The following is a 16,264-nucleotide window of genomic DNA, read 5'->3' as shown; positions in this document are numbered from 1 at the left end:
AAAATATTTTATAGATTTTCAGTTTTAATCTTATCCATTCTCAAACGAATTTAACTCATTCCTCAACAACAAAAAAATCGTTCTTAAACCCAATTAAATACAACTTATTTTTTGCACGAGTAACTGCTGTATACAACCAACGCAAATACTCCTTATCAATGCCGTTGGGCATATAAGGTTGTTCTACAAAAACAGTATTCCATTGTCCTCCCTGAGATTTATGACAGGTAATTGCATACGAGAATTTTACCTGTAGCGCATTAAAAAACTTATTATTCTTTACCGCTAAAAACTTCTTGTATTTAGAAGTTTCATTTTCATAATCTTTCATCACTTCTTGGTACAATCTATTGCCATCTTCATAGGGCAAAGATGGAGTTTCTGCTTTTATCGTATCAAGCAACAAAACAGTTTCAAAAGGCTCTTGATTTGGATAATCTACCATTTTAACTTTCACTTCTGCAAACTTAAAAGTGTAAAGTTCTTTAATAGCAAATATTTCTAATACTTCAACAATATCTCCATTTGCAATAAAACCTGCTTCAGAATTTGGTTTTAGCCAGAAATAGTTATTCTTTACCACCATCATAAAATCGCCTACAGCAATTTCATTTTCTAAATATAAAATACGTTGTCTTATATTTTCGTTATACAAGTTTGCTCTTTTATTAGATCTAACAATAAAAGCAGTTTCTTCTTTTCCATGTACTGCATAAGAATCTTCTATAGCTTCTAAAATTTCATTGCCTTCTATAAGTCTACTAATATCAGTAAAAGGAGCTACATCAAATTTAAAATCTTCATAAAACTCAGATTGCAATTGCTCTCTTAAATTAGTGGCATTGTATAATATTCCTGAATCTTCTGCTTGCCGTACTACTTCATCTAGTTCTAAAAGGGTAACTTCTTTATTATAATTTAAGGATAATGTATTTGGATTTAATGCCGGACTTAAGTCTAATTTTACGGGTGGCAACTGTGCTGTATCTCCTATTAAAATAAGTTTGCAATTATGCCCACCATATACAAACATGATAAGATCATCTAAAAGAGATCCGTTTTCAAAAAGCTTTGAATCTGCCGGAGTATCTGGTATCATAGAAGCCTCATCTACGATAAAAATAGTATTCCTATGTTTATTTGGTGCCATTACAAATTGTACACCACCTCCGCTTTGCTTTTTTGGAAAATAAATTTTTCTATGAATGGTAAATGCTTTTGTTTTAGAATAATTAGACATTACTTTAGCAGCTCTACCCGTTGGAGCCATAAGAACTGTTTTCATAGTAGTCTGCCACAAATTAGAAACTATGGTACCTATTATGGTTGTTTTTCCTGTTCCTGCAAAGCCTTTTAAAAGAAAAACAGTCTCCTTATCAGCAGATAAAATAAATGCGGCGAGCTCACTTAATGCTGTATTTTGCTTGCTGGTTGGTTGATGCGGAAATTTATCTTGTAAAATGGTAGAAAAAGTAGCAGCTGTTATGGCTTTCATATTCCATCAAAGATAATAATGATTTTTAAGTAGAAATACTTTTGTGATTAAAAAAAAATTGTAGATTTGTGTCAAAGGGTTAATAAAATAACACATTTAAAAATAATGAAGACTGTTTTACAAATTGTACTTTGGATTGCATGCATTGGTTTAGGATATTTAATCTATGATTCTGTTAATGCTCCCATAGAGTTTGACAATACTAAAAAAGAGCGCTACGCAGCTGTAATTAGCAAACTTAAAGATATTAAAAATGCCCAGGAAGCGCATAAAAAAACAAAAGGGGTTTATGCTGGAAACTTTAAGAATCTCATAAATTTTATTGAAACTGGTAATTACGTTATTACACAACAAAGAGATACTTCTTATACACGGTTTAATAAAGATTTTGGTATAGACGAAGTAGTAGAAGAAAGACTTATAGATACATTAGGTTTTGTTCCTGTAAAAGACTCCTTATTTAAAGGAGATAATAGATTTAAAACTTTAATGAATATTCCATTCACTGAAAATAAACAATTTTCTATCAGTGCTGGTACTATTGAAAAAAGTAACTTTAAGGCATCCGTTTTTGAAGTAAAAGCGAGTAAAGATGAAATTCTCTTTGATCAGCCAAAAGACTTATTAAAGAGAGAAAAGTTATTAGAAAGTGTAGATGAAGTAAATGGAGAATTCATTACTTTAGGTTCTATGGAAGAAGTAAGTACCAATGGTAACTGGCCTGCAATTTATGACAGAAGAGGAGATAACTAATACTAAAGAAGATTCTACTTTAGCACATAAAAAATTGTCCATTCAAATTAGTTTGAATGGACTTTCTTTTTGTATCCTAGATACTATTGGAAACAAAATATTAAAATCTAAAAGTATTATTTTTCAAGAAGAGCTTATTCCTTTTAAAGTGCTGAAAAAATTAAAAGAGCTTTTAGAAGAAGAAGGGATACCTAAAATGTCTTTTTCTGATGTTACCGTAATTCACAGAAACATCCTTTTTAGTATCATCCCTAAAGCATTATTTGACGAAAAAGAATTGGTAAACTACCTAAAATTTAATACCAAAATTTTAGCCAATGATCATATCACATATGATGAAATAAATAGTTATGATATTATAAACGCTTACGTACCTTTTGTAAATATTAATAACTACATTTATGAATTATTTGGTGAATTTGAGTTTAAACACAATGGTACTGTTTTAATAGAAACCTTATTAAATAATTTTAATAAAGGAAAAGAGACGGTATGTTATGTACATGTTCTAGAACAGCAACTTGATGTGACGATCATTTCTAATAAAAAACTATTGTTATACAATAGCTATAGCTTTTCTTCTAAAGAAGATTTTATCTATTATATTTTATTTGCATTAGAGCAATTAGAGTTGGATACTGAGACGGTGAAACTACGCTTGTTTGGTGCTATTGAAGAGGGAGACGAACTCTATGAAATATGTTATACTTATATAAAAAATATAGATGTTTATATTCCAAAAAATCTAAATCATTTCTCTAATGATGAAATAGAAAATACTATAGACTTTACTACTTTAAGCGCTCTATAAATGAGAATAATATCTGGAAAACATAAAGGGAAAAGGCTCTCTGCTCCTAAAAAACTTCCCGTAAGACCTACTACAGATATGGCAAAAGAAGGTTTGTTTAATATTTTAAACAATAGTTATTATTTTGCTGATATCAATGTTTTAGATTTATTTTCGGGCACAGGAAATATTGCATATGAGTTTTCTTCTCGTGGTTGCAAACATATCCTTTGTATTGATGCAAATGCAGGTTGCATAAAATTTATCAATCAGACAGCAGAAAGCTTAGAGATGCATATTGATGCTATAAAAACGGATGTATTCAGCTATTTAGAAAAACCAAATCATAAAGCCCATATTGTTTTCGCAGATCCTCCATATGACCTTTCTTTAGATGACTTTACCAAAATAGCAGCATTAACTTTTAAAAATAACTTTTTGCTAGAAGATGGACTGCTTATTATAGAACACTCTAAACATACCGATTTATCTGAAGTACCCCGTTTTGTAAAACAGAGAAGGTATGGCGGTAGTGTTTTTAGTTTTTTTGAATAACATTTTTTTACTAAACCTGTAACAATAGCATAAATCAAAAACACAAGAACATGCAAGATTTAAAATTTCCGATTCGATTTGTATTCAATATTTCATCTTTAGCAAACGACTTTACCGCAACTGATGCATCCGGAAAAACGGTAGCCTACGTGAAGCAAAAAATGTTTAAGCTAAAAGAAGATATTTCTATTTTTTCTGATGAAACTAAAACAAAAGTAAACTTTAAAATTAAAGCGGATCGCTGGATTGATTTCTCCGCTGCGTATAGTATAACGGATAGCGAAGGAGTAGAACTAGGAAAAGTAGCTCGCAAAGGTTGGACCTCTATTTGGAAAGCACATTATGAGTTAATAGACCAACACCAAAAATTACAATTTCACATTAGAGAAGAAAATGCTTGGGTAAAAGTATTAGATGCACTTTTAGGACAAATCCCTATATTAAGCATGTTTACAGGTTATTTATTTAACCCTAGTTATATCGTGACCAATCTAGAAAACAAACCAATGGTTAGGCTTAAAAAAGAAGCTTCTTTCTTTGGAAGAAAATTTGAAGTAAGCAAGCTAGCAGAAATTGATAATGATGATGACCAAAGAGTAATTCTTGGTTTAATGATGATGATTTTATTAGAAAGAAGAAGAGGTTAATTTTATTTTTTAATATTTTACTATTCTATAACCAACCAAACCAATTATGAAATTTAAAATTTATCATTTTTTATTAAGCCTAATCCTAACAATACCCACCTTTTCTTCTGCCCAAGTAAATGTTGAAAAAATCAGCAAAAGAAATTTAGACCGTTTCTACAATAAAGCAACAAAATTTATTCTGCCAGCTACATATACCAAAGAAGAGTACAATAATATTTTAAAAGGTGTCTGGACTGTTACCCCATATGAAATTATACATACTAAAGATTTTGATAAAAATAATGTAAACGTTAATGATGTTATAGTTGAATTTAATTCTACGACCGTAGTACCCGAACAGAGCATTGGTTTAACACTTCTAATTTTTGCATTAGATATAAATATAGTAGACAAATTAAATACCAAGAAAAAAGAAAATGAATTAGATTGGTATTCATCCACAGTAGCTACGGTATATTTTAATCCAAATACAGAGTTGATAACCAAAACTATTTCTAATGCTTTTTCAAAAGCAAAAACATTCAATGTTGAATCAAAAAATAATTATAAGACAATGAGTGCTAGCTTAAATGGTGATTTAGTAAACTTTAGATTAGGATATCTAAAAAATTTCTTACAGCTCATTAATAATTCTATCAAGAATGAAAAAACATATGATTTAAATAAAAAATTTATATCTAAAGAAATTAAAAAATTAAAAAATACAACACTCTATATTGATCGTAATATAGCTAGTAATACTAATTATGCTTTTGGTAAAAAAAATTTGGCAAAACCTAGTGAAGAAAAAGTTTTGGATTTTAAAGAACTAATGAATTTATATTCTTTTGATTACAAAATAGTTGACTATGAGGAAATAGAAGAAAAAATTTTAGATGAAAATTCATCAGATTTTTATTACTTCATGTATTCTCAAATAAATAATAAAAAACTTATTACTTTAATTAATGGAAAAACAGGGAATATAGCGTATCAAACTCATTCAGAAGGTTTATCTACTCGTAAACTTAAAGAAAATGACATCAAGGAACTTAATAAAGTAGTAAAAAAGTCTAAATAAGAATTTTGATTCCAAGAATAGAAATACTTCCTGAAAAAAAATTAATTGGGCAAGCAATACAGATGTCTGTAGCTGAAAACAAAACATTTGAATTGTTTAGCACATTTATGCCGCGTAAAAAAGAGATTCTGAATACGGTTAGCAATGCTGTTTTTGATCTTAGAGTATTTCCAGAAAATTATTACGATAATTTTAATCCGCAGTTAGTATTTACAAAATGGGCATTAGCAGAAGTAACTAATTTTGAAAGTATTCCTGATGGTATGAGTCCGTTTACTTTAAAAAGTGGCAAATATGCTGTTTTTACGCATAAAGGTTTGAGTAATAATCTTCCTTTTGAATATATCTTTAGGGAATGGCTCCCTAAATCTAATTATATATTAGATCATAGACCTCATTTTGAAATTTTAGGAGACAAATACAAACCAAATGATGTTAATTCGGAAGAAGAAATCTGGATACCCGTTCAATGAAAACCATTCTATATCTTATTATTGGACTGATACCCATAGCGCCGCTTTTCTTTTACCTTGTTGATGGCTATTATGAGAAAAATAGTAAATAAAGGAGTACTATATGTCCTCATGTTTTTTATAACTGTAGTTATAATAGGATTCTTATTACAAATTTTTGGCTGGGTATTGATAATGCTTATTCCCTTTTTAATAATTTTTATAATTGCAATTTCTCCTAAAGGATAATAAAACATACTTTGGTTTTACATATATCATATTTTTTCCATCCTATTTTTACACAAATATAAATTGACTCAGCCTAAAATATTATGTAACTTTAGTGCATTAAAACAATTAATAAAACCTAAACATGAGAAAGACTATAATAGCAAGTTTAATTTTAGTAGCCTTCTTTAGCTGTAAAGAAGCCAAAAAAGAAGCAGAAGATACTAAAGAAGAAATGAAAAAAGAGGCAACAGAAATGAAAAAAGAAATGACCGAAGAAGTTATTAAATTTTCATTAGAGCCAAAAAGTGAGAGTAATGTAAAAGGAGATGTTACTTTTACACAAAAAAATGATATGGTTATGATGACAGCTAAACTATCTGGTTTAACAGAAGGTGAGCATGCCATCCACATTCACCAAACTGCAGATTGTAGTTCAACTGATGGAAAATCTGCTGGTGGACATTGGAATCCAACTTTTAAATCTCATGGTAAATGGGGTGCTGCAGAAGGGTATCATAAAGGTGATATTGGTAATTTTAAGGCTGATGCTGACGGAAATGCTACTGTAGAGTTCAGCACTGACGAATGGTGTATAGGTTGTGAAGATGAAACAAAGAATATTTTAGGAAAAGGTGTTATTGTACACCAAGGCTCTGATGATTTCACCTCTCAGCCAAGTGGTGCAGCTGGCAAAAGAGTTAGTTGTGCAGGAATTATCCAATAGCCTTCCCATATATAGAACAAATAAAAGCGCTTACTGTTTGCACAGTAAGCGCTTTTATTTTTAGTTAAAACACCTTTACCATTTTTATTTTTCTACTTCAAATATTCCATAATATTGAAGAATCAAAAAAATTAGCAGGTCAATAAGCCGGATTCTGTTCACTTTAAACACGTTAAAGCGCCTTATCATTTATCTAGACTTTTAGTTACCCAAAAGCTCAAACCGCCTACCCTCCAACACGAGCGTGCTACTCTTAACGCTGGTATACATGGCGTTGCACCGTATAGAGTTTACCTGGTTTCACTACAGCATTACCTGTACATTCTTTCTGTTGCACTAGTCCTACCCTACACAAAGGTCTGGTGACGGGCGTTACCCGCTATACTGCACTATGGTGTCCGGACTTTCCTCATTATAAGCATAAATGCAATACAATGCGATAAGGTGACCTGCTAAGCCGCAAAAGTAAATGAATTTGTTGATAAGTAAAGTGGTTAATTCATTAAAAGACTACATAAAATACCTTTCAATTTTTATATTTGTAATTCCCAGTTTTGGGAATATTTGCTAATTATAAAGCCTCGTATTTGGAACCATTTGTAGTATCGGCAAGGAAATATAGACCTCAAACTTTTAAGGATGTTGTGGGGCAACAAGCTATTACAAATACCTTATTAAATGCCATTGAAAATAATCACCTAGCGCAAGCACTTTTATTTTGTGGTCCTCGTGGCGTTGGGAAAACCAGTTGTGCCCGTATTTTGGCAAAAAAAATAAACGAAGAAAGTTCTCAAAACACCAATGAGGATTATGCTTTTAATATTTTTGAATTAGATGCCGCTTCTAATAACTCTGTAGATGATATTCGGAATTTAACTGACCAAGTTAGGATTCCACCTCAAGTAGGAAAATATAAAGTCTATATTATAGATGAGGTACATATGTTATCGCAATCTGCTTTTAATGCCTTTCTAAAAACTTTAGAAGAGCCTCCAAATCATGCTATTTTTATATTAGCAACTACTGAAAAACATAAAATTATACCAACGATTCTATCACGTTGTCAGATTTTTGATTTCAAAAGAATTACAGTAAAAGACGCTGCCAATTATTTAAAATACATTGCAGAAAATCAAGGAATTGAAGCAGAGGAGGATGCCTTGCATATAATTGCACAAAAGGCAGATGGTGCTATGCGAGATGCCCTTTCTATATTTGATAGAGTCGTAAGTTTTTCTGGTAAAAACCTCACGAGAAAAGCGGTTACTGAAAATTTAAATGTTTTAGATTACGATACTTATTTTAGTGCTACAGATTTAATCCTAGAACATAATATCCCAGGCTTGTTAGTTTTGTTTAACAATACTTTATCTAAAGGTTTTGATGGGCATCACTTTATTACTGGGCTTGCTTCTCATTTTAGAGATTTAATGGTGTGCCAACATCAGTCTACTATTAACCTTCTAGAGGTTGGAGAAGAAACCAAAAAAACCTATGTAGCGCAATCGCAAAAAACAAGCAATCTATTTCTTTTAAAAGCCATAGATATTGCAAATGATTGTGATATTAAATACAAAACCAGTAAAAATCAGCGCTTACTGGTAGAATTATCGCTTATGAAACTAGCCTCTATCAATTTTGATGGAGAAAAAAAAAACCTTGATTCCGTAGCTGAAAATTTTATTGCTCCATCAGATTTTTATCAAAAAAACACTTTTAAAAAACCTGAATTTAAACAAGAAGCAATTGTTGAAACAGTTAATACACAAGATAGTAATGAGGCTCCAAAACCAGAGTTAACTGCCGCTACTGTAGAAAACAGCAAAGAAATAGTTCCTCCAAATAACGAAACGATTGTAGCTACGCCTAGCCTTTTAGATGAAACAATAGCAGTTAATTCTAATGAATTGGTATTCAACAACAGTACACAGGAAACTCCTTTACTAGTAGAAGAACCCATACCAAATTATCATACCAATGCCGAAAAAGAGAAAGAGGGAGCGTTACTTGAAAACACTCTAAATACAGACGATAATAGCATTTCTCCTGAGAAAGATGAAAAGCCTGTAACGAGTACCAAGCCTACAGCAGAAAAACCAGACATATCCGAACAAACAAATGTCAATGCAGAATTAAACGCTACTCCACCGCCAATAAAAATTAATATCAATACCGATCAAAAACGAGTTTCAGGGCTTTCTTTATCTAGTTTAAAGCTTAAAAAAGAACACGAACTTAATAAGAAAGACGATATTATTGATGAGAGTAAACTTCCTAATGCTCCTTTTACAGAAGCAGAAATGCAAAAACATTGGGCAGATTTTGTAGCTATTATTGATAAAGAGGGGCGTAAGATATTAGCTTCTAACTTAAATACTGATATTCCTAAACTAAGGAACGAAACTACTATTTGGATAGAATTACCAAATGGCACTATGAAGAAAGAAATAGAAAGAGATCAGTATGATTTAATGGAATATTTACGTTCAAAACTAAACAATCATTTCATTAAAATACAAATTACCATTAATGAGACGGTAGCCAAAAAGTTTGCTTTTACCCCTGAAGAAAAATATGAAAAACTAAGAGAAAAGAACCCCGCTATAGATCTTCTTAGAAAAGAGTTTGACCTAGATCTTTAATCCCTTATTTACATACTTAATCCTAAAAGCAAATACCAATAAAACAATAGAAATAATGAGCAAGCCAAAAGCTTCTCTACCCTCTTCTATATTTTTAATATCTCCAGTTCCTATTTCAAAACCTTCAAATGTAGTTGGATAGCAATAAATAAACCCTACAAAAGCTAAAATACCCAAAGATAACAGCGCTTTAAATGATATTTTTTGAAAAGAAAAAGCTAAACACACTAATGCGGACCCCCCCCAAATAAGCATCCAAAGAAAAGGATCTGGGTCATTATACTGAAGCCCGGCAGAAATGAAGAATAAAATTGCAAATAGTAGCCCTAAAATTTTAAATAATAAATTCATATCAGTAAACAAGTTTATGGATAGCCCTTAAAATTTTGAGTTGAAAAACAACTTAGATAACAAGGCAAACCTCTAAATATTTAAATCTTGATTATCGAGTAAAATTAATTATAATAATCCAATTTTGTTTGCTCTTCTATAACTTGTATTTTTGATTAGAAAATAAAAAGATGCTAGGATTAAAATTACCTACAGACCCCAGATGGGTGAATATTGTTGAAAAAGATATAGACGAAATTCTTATAGACCATGCGTACTGTGAGCAAAAAGCGGCGTCTACAGCGATATCGCTAATTGTCTCTTTCCCTGAATATACAGAACTGGTTGAAGAAATGATTGCTTTAGTCCGTGAAGAAATGGGTCATTTTAAAATGGTTCATGATCGTATTATTGCACGTGGACAAATTCTGGGTAGAGATCGTAAAGATGAGTATGTCATAGCATTATTAAAGTTTTTCCCTAAAGGTGGTAGCAGAACAACGCAATTGGTACACAGACTACTTTATGCTGGACTTATTGAAGCTAGGAGTTGTGAACGTTTTAGATTACTATCTGAGGAATTAGAAGATAAAGAACTGGCCGAATTCTACCGTAAATTAATGATTAGTGAAGCCGGACATTATACCATGTTTTTAAAGTTTGCAAGGCTTTATGGAGACCGAGAAGAAGTGGATCAAAAATGGGAAGAATTATTGGTTTATGAAGCTAGTATTATGAAAGACTTGAGTGTAGGTGGTAGTGTGCATGGATAAACTAAATTATCATTTTTATTAATCATTAATGACTACTCTTTTTATTCCTCCGAATAATACAAGGTTTTAATAATCCCATCAGAAAGCCCAATTTTTGGAACATGAATTTTTGTAGCTCCAACCCATTTTGCGGCCGATAAAAATATTTTTGTCGCTGGAATGATAACATCTGCCCTATCTGGGTTTAAGCCTAATTCAGAAATACGCTCATCATAACTAAGGCTATCTAAAAATTGATACTGGGCCCTCAGCCAGATATACGATATGGCTTGCCCTTCTTTTCTACCCGAAAGCTTGTGCAATTTATTAATATTTCCACCAGAGCCAATAATAATCACGTCTGACAATTCTTTTTTATAGGTTTTAATCCAATTTTCTAAAACGGACCAAGTATTTTCAGCAACCGTATCATTAAGTAAACGTACCGTACCTAGTTTAAAAGATTTAGATTTTTGCATTTTTCCATTTACAAAAAAAGTAAATTCAGTACTTCCTCCCCCTACATCTATATACAAATACGATTTTTCTTTTTGGATCACATCTTTTAAATCGGTTGATGCAATAATAGCGGCTTCTCGTTTGCCATCTATTAATTCTATCTGCACACCAGATTCTTTTGCTACAAGGGTAATTACTTCTTTGCCATTACTAGCTTCTCTCATAGCGGAGGTAGCACAGGCCATATATTTTTCTACTCCAGACACTTCCATTAATAACTTAAAAGCTTTCATAGATTTTACAATCCTCTGGATATTTCTATCAGAGATTTTGCCCTCAGTAAATGCATCTTCACCCAAACGTACTGGAACACGGACTAAAGCACTTTTTTTAAACTTAGCTTTTTCTCCTTTCTCTTCAATAATATTATGGGTTAAAAGTCTAATGGCATTAGACCCTATATCTATAGCCGCAAATTTTCTTACTTTCAATAGGTACTGTGTTTACGAATTTAACTTTGCCTTATAATAGTCATACAACTCAAATTGTGAGCGCAGTTCTGGTCCCTCAATTTTTTTATAAGCATTATCTTGTTCTGCAGAAAAAACCCTTGCTTTTAAATTATCTTTCCAAGAAATTTCAAAAGTTTCTAAAAGTTCTTTTTTTATATCTTCATCATAAATAGGGCATCCTACCTCTACTCTATAATCTAAATTCCGAGTCATCCAATCCGCAGAAGAAATGTATATTTTAGGATTACCATTATTACCAAATACAAATAATCTTGGATGCTCTAAAAATTTATCTACAACACTTATTGCTTCAATATTTTCGCTCATCCCAGCAACACCAGGAATAAGGCAACAAATTCCTCTAACAATTAATTGAATTTTTACACCTGCATTACTCGCTTCGTATAATTTATCTACCATTTTATAAGACGTAAAACTATTCATCTTAATTTTTATATAGGCTTCTTTACCTGCTTTTGCATTCTCAATCTCTTCATCTATAAGAGCTCTAAATACATTTTTGGTATAGTGTGGAGAAACAATTAAATGTTTGTATTTATTTATCTTATAGGTCGTTTCAAAAAAGTCAAATACTTTATTTAATTCTTTTAAAATAGCATCATTAGCGGTAAAAAGAGTGTAATCTGTATAAATACGTGCAGTAGCTTCATTAAAATTTCCTGTACTTACAAAACCGTATCTTTTAATTCCTTGCTCTTCTTCTCTTTCTATTAAACATATTTTACTGTGTACTTTTAGGCCTGGTACACCAAAAATAAGCTTTACGCCTTCTGCTTGTAATTGTTCTGCATATTCTATATTGGCTTGCTCATCAAAACGCGCTTGTAATTCTATTTGTACTGTTACTTGTTTTCCATTTTTTACTGCGTTTATTAAGGATGAAGCTACTTGAGAATTATTTGCCAAACGATAAACCGTAATTTTTATATTCCGCACTTTTGGGTCTATAGCTGCTTCTCGTAAAAACTTAATAATATAGGAAAACGTATGATATGGGGTGTATTGCAAGTAATCTTTCTTCGCAATTTCTTCAAACAAACTACCATCCATTGGTAATCCTTTTACAGGTAATTCTTGTATTTTTTTATACAATAAATCTTTTCTGCCCAAACTTGGGAATTTCATATAATCCCTTCTATTATGGTAGCGACCACCCGGAATAATACTATCTGTACTATCAATTCCCATTTTAAGCCTTAAAAAACGTAAGGTATCTGCCGCTATATTTTTGTCATATACAAAACGAACCGGATCGCTTACTTTACGGTGTTCTACACTACTCGATATTTTTTCAATAAAACTTTTACTTAAATCATTGTCCATATCTAATTCTGCATCACGTGTAATTTTAATCATGTGTGCCGAAATAGATTCATACTCAAACATATTAAATATAGAACCTAAGTTATATCGTATTAAATCATCTAAGAGAATAATATAACTCTTTCCATTTTCATCAGGGAGTACCACAAAACGTTCAATTCCTTTTGGAATTTCTATAAGAGAGTACCTGTTTTCTGCATATTCTTGCCCATCTTCTTTTTTTAAGAGCATTTTTACAGCCAAATAAGCTGCAGTATCTTTTAAAGTTGGAAACTTTCTTAGATCATTTAAAATAATGGTCATTAAAAGTGGACTTACTTTTCGGTCAAAATAATCTTTTATAAAATTAGCTTGTGTTTCACTAACTTCTGTTTCATTTATAATAAAAATATTTTCAGATTCTAGCTCTTCTTCAATCTGATGGAGTATTCCTAAACTTTCTGTTTGTTGCTTAATGACTACATCTGTAATTTCAGCTAATAGTTCTTTAGCAATTTCTCCACCTAATGCACTTTTACCAGATTTTCCTGCTTCTACAATTCTTTTAACTGTGGCATAGCGCACTTTAAAAAACTCATCTAGGTTGTTTGAGAAAATCCCTAAAAAACGCAAACGTTCTATTAAGGGTACTTTTTTATCTGCACTTTCTTGAAGTACGCGTTCATTAAATTGCAACCAACTAATTTCTCTATTTATATATTGATTTTTATTTTTTATCATTTTCGAAATTGTTTTGGAAACACTGTGTTCTTAGTAATTCCTTTGCTTATATTTTGCCATTTTTCTTCATCAAAAGCTATATGAACTAAACCAGCAGTGGGTAGATTCCCTATAGGTTTATCTCCTAAACTATTTACCAAAGAGGTAAAAGCATTGTTGTGTCCAAATATAAGTACTGTTTGTATATTATCTGTTAATTCTTTTATAAACTGAAAAACCATTTCTCCAGAAAAATCATACAACTGTTCTGTTACTTGTAATTTAGAAAGTGGGATATGTAATGTATTCATAGCAATAATAGCAGTGTGTAAAGCTCTGTTGGCAGAACTAGAAAACACTTGTTCGATTGCTATTTTTTCTTTTTTAAAATATGCCGCTACTGCCTCAGCATCAATAATTCCTCTTTGCATTAAAGACCTATCATGGTCAGAAACGGGTAAGTCCCAAGAAGATTTTCCATGCCGCATTAAGATTAATGTTTTCATATTTTATCTTTTTATTTTCCCTTCGACTCCGCTCAGAGCTAGGGTTTTTACCTTCGGCTACACGCTTAGTACTAGGGCTTTCCCTTCGACTCCGCTCAGGGCGAGAACTTCTGTTTTTCCCCTCGACTATGCCTATGAGGATTGTAATTCTTTTGAGCAAACTACAAACGTGTCAGTCATAAACTAATACACATTTAAACTCATCAACTCATTCAACTAAATTTCTATACCCCTAAAGTCCCCTCAAGGGGACAATACTTATAAACGAATGCGTAATAACATAAACTTTTTAAACTTATAAACTAGCGCGTAGCGCATAAACTCATAAACTTTTTATGGTGCTAAGCGTTCTATTTTCCAATCCGCGCCTTCTAAACTATACCGAATCCTGTCATGCAGACGATTAGGCCTACCTTGCCAAAACTCCATGGAAATTGGTTTTACCAAATAACCACCCCAATGTTCCGGCCTTTTTATTTCTTTTGTTTGATATTCTTTTTCTAGTGTTTTTAGTTCTTCTTCTAAACCTTCTCTTGAAGCAATAACACTGCTCTGCTTAGATACTATAGCACCTAATTTACTACCATCTGGTCTAGACTTAAAATACGCATCAGAAAGGTTTGCTTTTATTTTTTCTGCCCTACCTTTTATAATGATTTGACGCTCCATATTAGGCCAAAAAAACGAAATACATACATTAGGATTATTAGAAATGGCTTTCCCCTTCTCACTATCATAATTGGTATAAAAAATAAAACCTTCTTCGGTATATTTCTTTAATAAGACCACTCTACTCTTAGGAAAACCATCTGTGCCAATAGTAGCTACGGTCATAGCATTTGGCTCTTCTACTCCATCTGATGCCTCTGTTTCTAAAAACCATTTTTGAAAAAGTTTCATCGGCTTATCAGAAATTGCACTTTCTACTAAGGCGCTTTTTTCATAAGATTTTCTATAATTTGCTAAGTCTTTTTGCATAATTTTTTAATATATACAAAGTTCCGAAAAAGACAAGAATAATAGGGTATTATTCCTTAAAATTCAAACACTTTTCCGTCTTCAGCTAAAAGTACATTTGAAAATATCTCATTTGCTTCTTCTTTAAAAAGTGCAATAGACTTATAACGTGTAGAGTAATGCCCTAAAATTAACTGACCTACATTTGCTTCTTTTGCTATAGATGCAGCTTCTTTTGCTGTAGAGTGTTTTGTTTTTGGAGCTAATGCTGCTTGAGACTCTAAAAAAGTGGACTCATGATATAGAGCATCTACATTTTTTATTTGTGGTATGATATCAGGTTTGTATGCCGTATCACTGCAAAACGCATAACTTTTGGGAGCTGGCGGATCAAAAGTTAATGTTGAGTTTGGTATAAGATCACCATTCTCTAAAGTAATATCCTTTCCGTTTTTTATATTCTGATAATAACAAGTTTCTATGTTATATGCTTTGGCCGCTGCTACATTTAAAGTACGTAATGCAGGTTTTTCCTTAAAAAGAAAGCCATTTGTATATACCCTATGTTTTAAAGGTATGGTCTGTACACTAACTTTATCATCCTCAAATATAACTTCAGCTTTTTTTGAGCTAAGCTCATGAAAATACAGCTCGTAGTTTGTATACGAATCTCCAAGTTTTAAAAACAATAAAATAGCTTCTTTAATCCCCTTAGGCCCATAAATATGCATTGCAGATTTTCTCCCTAATAGTCTAAATGTAGATACTAGACCGGGTAAACCAAAAAAATGATCTCCATGCAAATGCGAAATAAAAATATGATTGATTTTAGAAAAGCGAATCTTATGCTTTCTGAGTTGTACTTGGGTGCCTTCTCCACAATCTATTAAAAACATATGATTCTTTATCTCCAATACTTGAGACGTAGGATTCGTCATTGTTCTTGGAGTAGCGGCATAACAACCTAGTATTTGTAGTTTCATGTTAGAAATTTGAACCTTTAAAGTCGGTTATAATTTAAAAGCCTAAATCTCGCTCTATCTCTTCCATTTCTATAACGTCTTTTGCTTCTTGTATGGTAGGTACCACTATTAATTCTTCTGGAACATCATCATAAGAAACAACAGCGGTAACAATTACAAAAGATTTTTTTGTATTCCGATGTTTATTTGATACTTCTAAAAACTCTAAAATATCATTAGGGGTTAATTTAGAAAAAGAAAATAGGTTTACTATTAAATTATCATGTTCTATTTTGGAGTAGTTGGCATTTAAATTCTTAATAAATACCGTTAAATCTGTAGTTTCTTGAGAAATAATGGTGGTTGTTCCAAGGATATCAAAAATCATAGG

General features: G+C 31.6%; 17 protein-coding genes and 1 other RNA gene. 9 read left to right on the top strand and 9 right to left on the bottom strand.

The window, feature by feature from the left end:
• Window positions 1-55: 55 nt before the first annotated feature.
• Window positions 56-1,495, bottom strand: coding sequence for an ATP-dependent DNA helicase (locus ACZ451_RS12405; RefSeq protein WP_464212858.1), 1,440 nt, complete (start codon window positions 1,493-1,495; stop codon window positions 56-58).
• Between the two features lie 105 nt (window positions 1,496-1,600).
• On the opposite strand from ACZ451_RS12405, the gene ACZ451_RS12400 reads away from it, so the two are divergent.
• From ACZ451_RS12400 to ACZ451_RS12370, 7 genes are all read left to right on the top strand, one after another.
• Window positions 1,601-2,248 carry a hypothetical protein gene (locus tag ACZ451_RS12400; RefSeq protein WP_464212856.1) on the top strand — a complete coding sequence of 216 codons (648 nt, stop codon included), beginning with the start codon at window positions 1,601-1,603 and terminating at the stop codon, window positions 2,246-2,248.
• On the top strand, window positions 2,205-3,059 hold the full coding sequence (locus tag ACZ451_RS12395; protein WP_464212854.1) for a DUF3822 family protein: 855 nt from the start codon (window positions 2,205-2,207) through the stop codon (window positions 3,057-3,059). The genes ACZ451_RS12400 and ACZ451_RS12395 overlap by 44 nt, the downstream gene beginning before the upstream one ends.
• Window positions 3,060-3,593, top strand: a complete 534-nt coding sequence (locus tag ACZ451_RS12390) for an RsmD family RNA methyltransferase (RefSeq protein ID WP_464212853.1) — start codon at window positions 3,060-3,062, stop codon at window positions 3,591-3,593.
• Between the two features lie 50 nt (window positions 3,594-3,643).
• On the top strand, window positions 3,644-4,240 hold the full coding sequence (locus ACZ451_RS12385) for an LURP-one-related family protein (protein WP_464212851.1): 597 nt from the start codon (window positions 3,644-3,646) through the stop codon (window positions 4,238-4,240).
• A 46-nt stretch (window positions 4,241-4,286) separates the two neighbouring features.
• Complete coding sequence (locus ACZ451_RS12380; protein ID WP_464212849.1) at window positions 4,287-5,303, top strand: hypothetical protein; 1,017 nt, start codon at window positions 4,287-4,289, stop codon at window positions 5,301-5,303.
• Window positions 5,304-5,308: 5 nt separating this feature from the next.
• Window positions 5,309-5,776 carry a GyrI-like domain-containing protein gene (locus tag ACZ451_RS12375; protein ID WP_464212847.1) on the top strand — a complete coding sequence of 156 codons (468 nt, stop codon included), beginning with the start codon at window positions 5,309-5,311 and terminating at the stop codon, window positions 5,774-5,776.
• Between the two features lie 352 nt (window positions 5,777-6,128).
• Window positions 6,129-6,710 (top strand): superoxide dismutase family protein, encoded by a 582-nt coding sequence (locus ACZ451_RS12370; RefSeq protein WP_464212845.1) that lies wholly within the window; start codon window positions 6,129-6,131, stop codon window positions 6,708-6,710.
• Between the two features lie 127 nt (window positions 6,711-6,837).
• Here ACZ451_RS12370 and rnpB read toward each other — a convergent pair.
• An RNA gene (rnpB, locus tag ACZ451_RS12365) (RNase P RNA component class A) lies at window positions 6,838-7,166 on the bottom strand.
• Between the two features lie 131 nt (window positions 7,167-7,297).
• Here rnpB and dnaX point away from each other — a divergent pair.
• A complete protein-coding gene (dnaX, locus tag ACZ451_RS12360; RefSeq protein WP_464212843.1) occupies window positions 7,298-9,352 on the top strand; it encodes a DNA polymerase III subunit gamma/tau in 2,055 nt (684 codons plus the stop codon).
• On the opposite strand, the gene ACZ451_RS12355 is transcribed toward dnaX, so the two are convergent.
• The gene (locus tag ACZ451_RS12355) at window positions 9,341-9,703 is read right to left on the bottom strand and encodes a transmembrane 220 family protein (RefSeq protein ID WP_464212841.1); all 363 of its coding nucleotides are present in this window, start codon (window positions 9,701-9,703) and stop codon (window positions 9,341-9,343) included. The genes dnaX and ACZ451_RS12355 overlap by 12 nt on opposite strands.
• A gap of 170 nt (window positions 9,704-9,873) precedes the next feature.
• Here ACZ451_RS12355 and ACZ451_RS12350 point away from each other — a divergent pair, with 170 nt between their 5' ends.
• Window positions 9,874-10,455: a MiaE family protein gene (locus tag ACZ451_RS12350; RefSeq protein WP_464212839.1), complete on the top strand. Its 582-nt coding sequence runs from the start codon at window positions 9,874-9,876 to the stop codon at window positions 10,453-10,455.
• A gap of 41 nt (window positions 10,456-10,496) precedes the next feature.
• Here ACZ451_RS12350 and ACZ451_RS12345 read toward each other — a convergent pair whose 3' ends face one another.
• The 6 genes from ACZ451_RS12345 to ACZ451_RS12320 form a co-directional block, all read right to left on the bottom strand.
• Window positions 10,497-11,384 carry a Ppx/GppA phosphatase family protein gene (locus ACZ451_RS12345; protein ID WP_464212837.1) on the bottom strand — a complete coding sequence of 296 codons (888 nt, stop codon included), beginning with the start codon at window positions 11,382-11,384 and terminating at the stop codon, window positions 10,497-10,499.
• Between the two features lie 12 nt (window positions 11,385-11,396).
• The gene (ppk1, locus tag ACZ451_RS12340) at window positions 11,397-13,469 is read right to left on the bottom strand and encodes a polyphosphate kinase 1 (RefSeq protein WP_464212835.1); all 2,073 of its coding nucleotides are present in this window, start codon (window positions 13,467-13,469) and stop codon (window positions 11,397-11,399) included.
• The gene (locus ACZ451_RS12335; protein ID WP_464212833.1) at window positions 13,466-13,954 is read right to left on the bottom strand and encodes a SixA phosphatase family protein; all 489 of its coding nucleotides are present in this window, start codon (window positions 13,952-13,954) and stop codon (window positions 13,466-13,468) included. The genes ppk1 and ACZ451_RS12335 overlap by 4 nt, the downstream gene beginning before the upstream one ends.
• Before the next feature lie 333 nt (window positions 13,955-14,287).
• Window positions 14,288-14,932, bottom strand: a complete 645-nt coding sequence (gene pdxH / locus ACZ451_RS12330; protein ID WP_464212831.1) for a pyridoxamine 5'-phosphate oxidase — start codon at window positions 14,930-14,932, stop codon at window positions 14,288-14,290.
• Window positions 14,933-14,988: 56 nt separating this feature from the next.
• Window positions 14,989-15,894 carry a ribonuclease Z gene (locus ACZ451_RS12325; RefSeq protein ID WP_464212829.1) on the bottom strand — a complete coding sequence of 302 codons (906 nt, stop codon included), beginning with the start codon at window positions 15,892-15,894 and terminating at the stop codon, window positions 14,989-14,991.
• A gap of 34 nt (window positions 15,895-15,928) precedes the next feature.
• On the bottom strand, window positions 15,929-16,261 hold the full coding sequence (locus tag ACZ451_RS12320) for a ribonuclease Z (RefSeq protein WP_464212827.1): 333 nt from the start codon (window positions 16,259-16,261) through the stop codon (window positions 15,929-15,931).
• Window positions 16,262-16,264: the final 3 nt, after the last annotated feature.

The organism is Allocellulophaga tsushimaensis (assembly GCF_055383085.1).
This window is presented reverse-complemented; position numbering and strand designations above follow the sequence as displayed.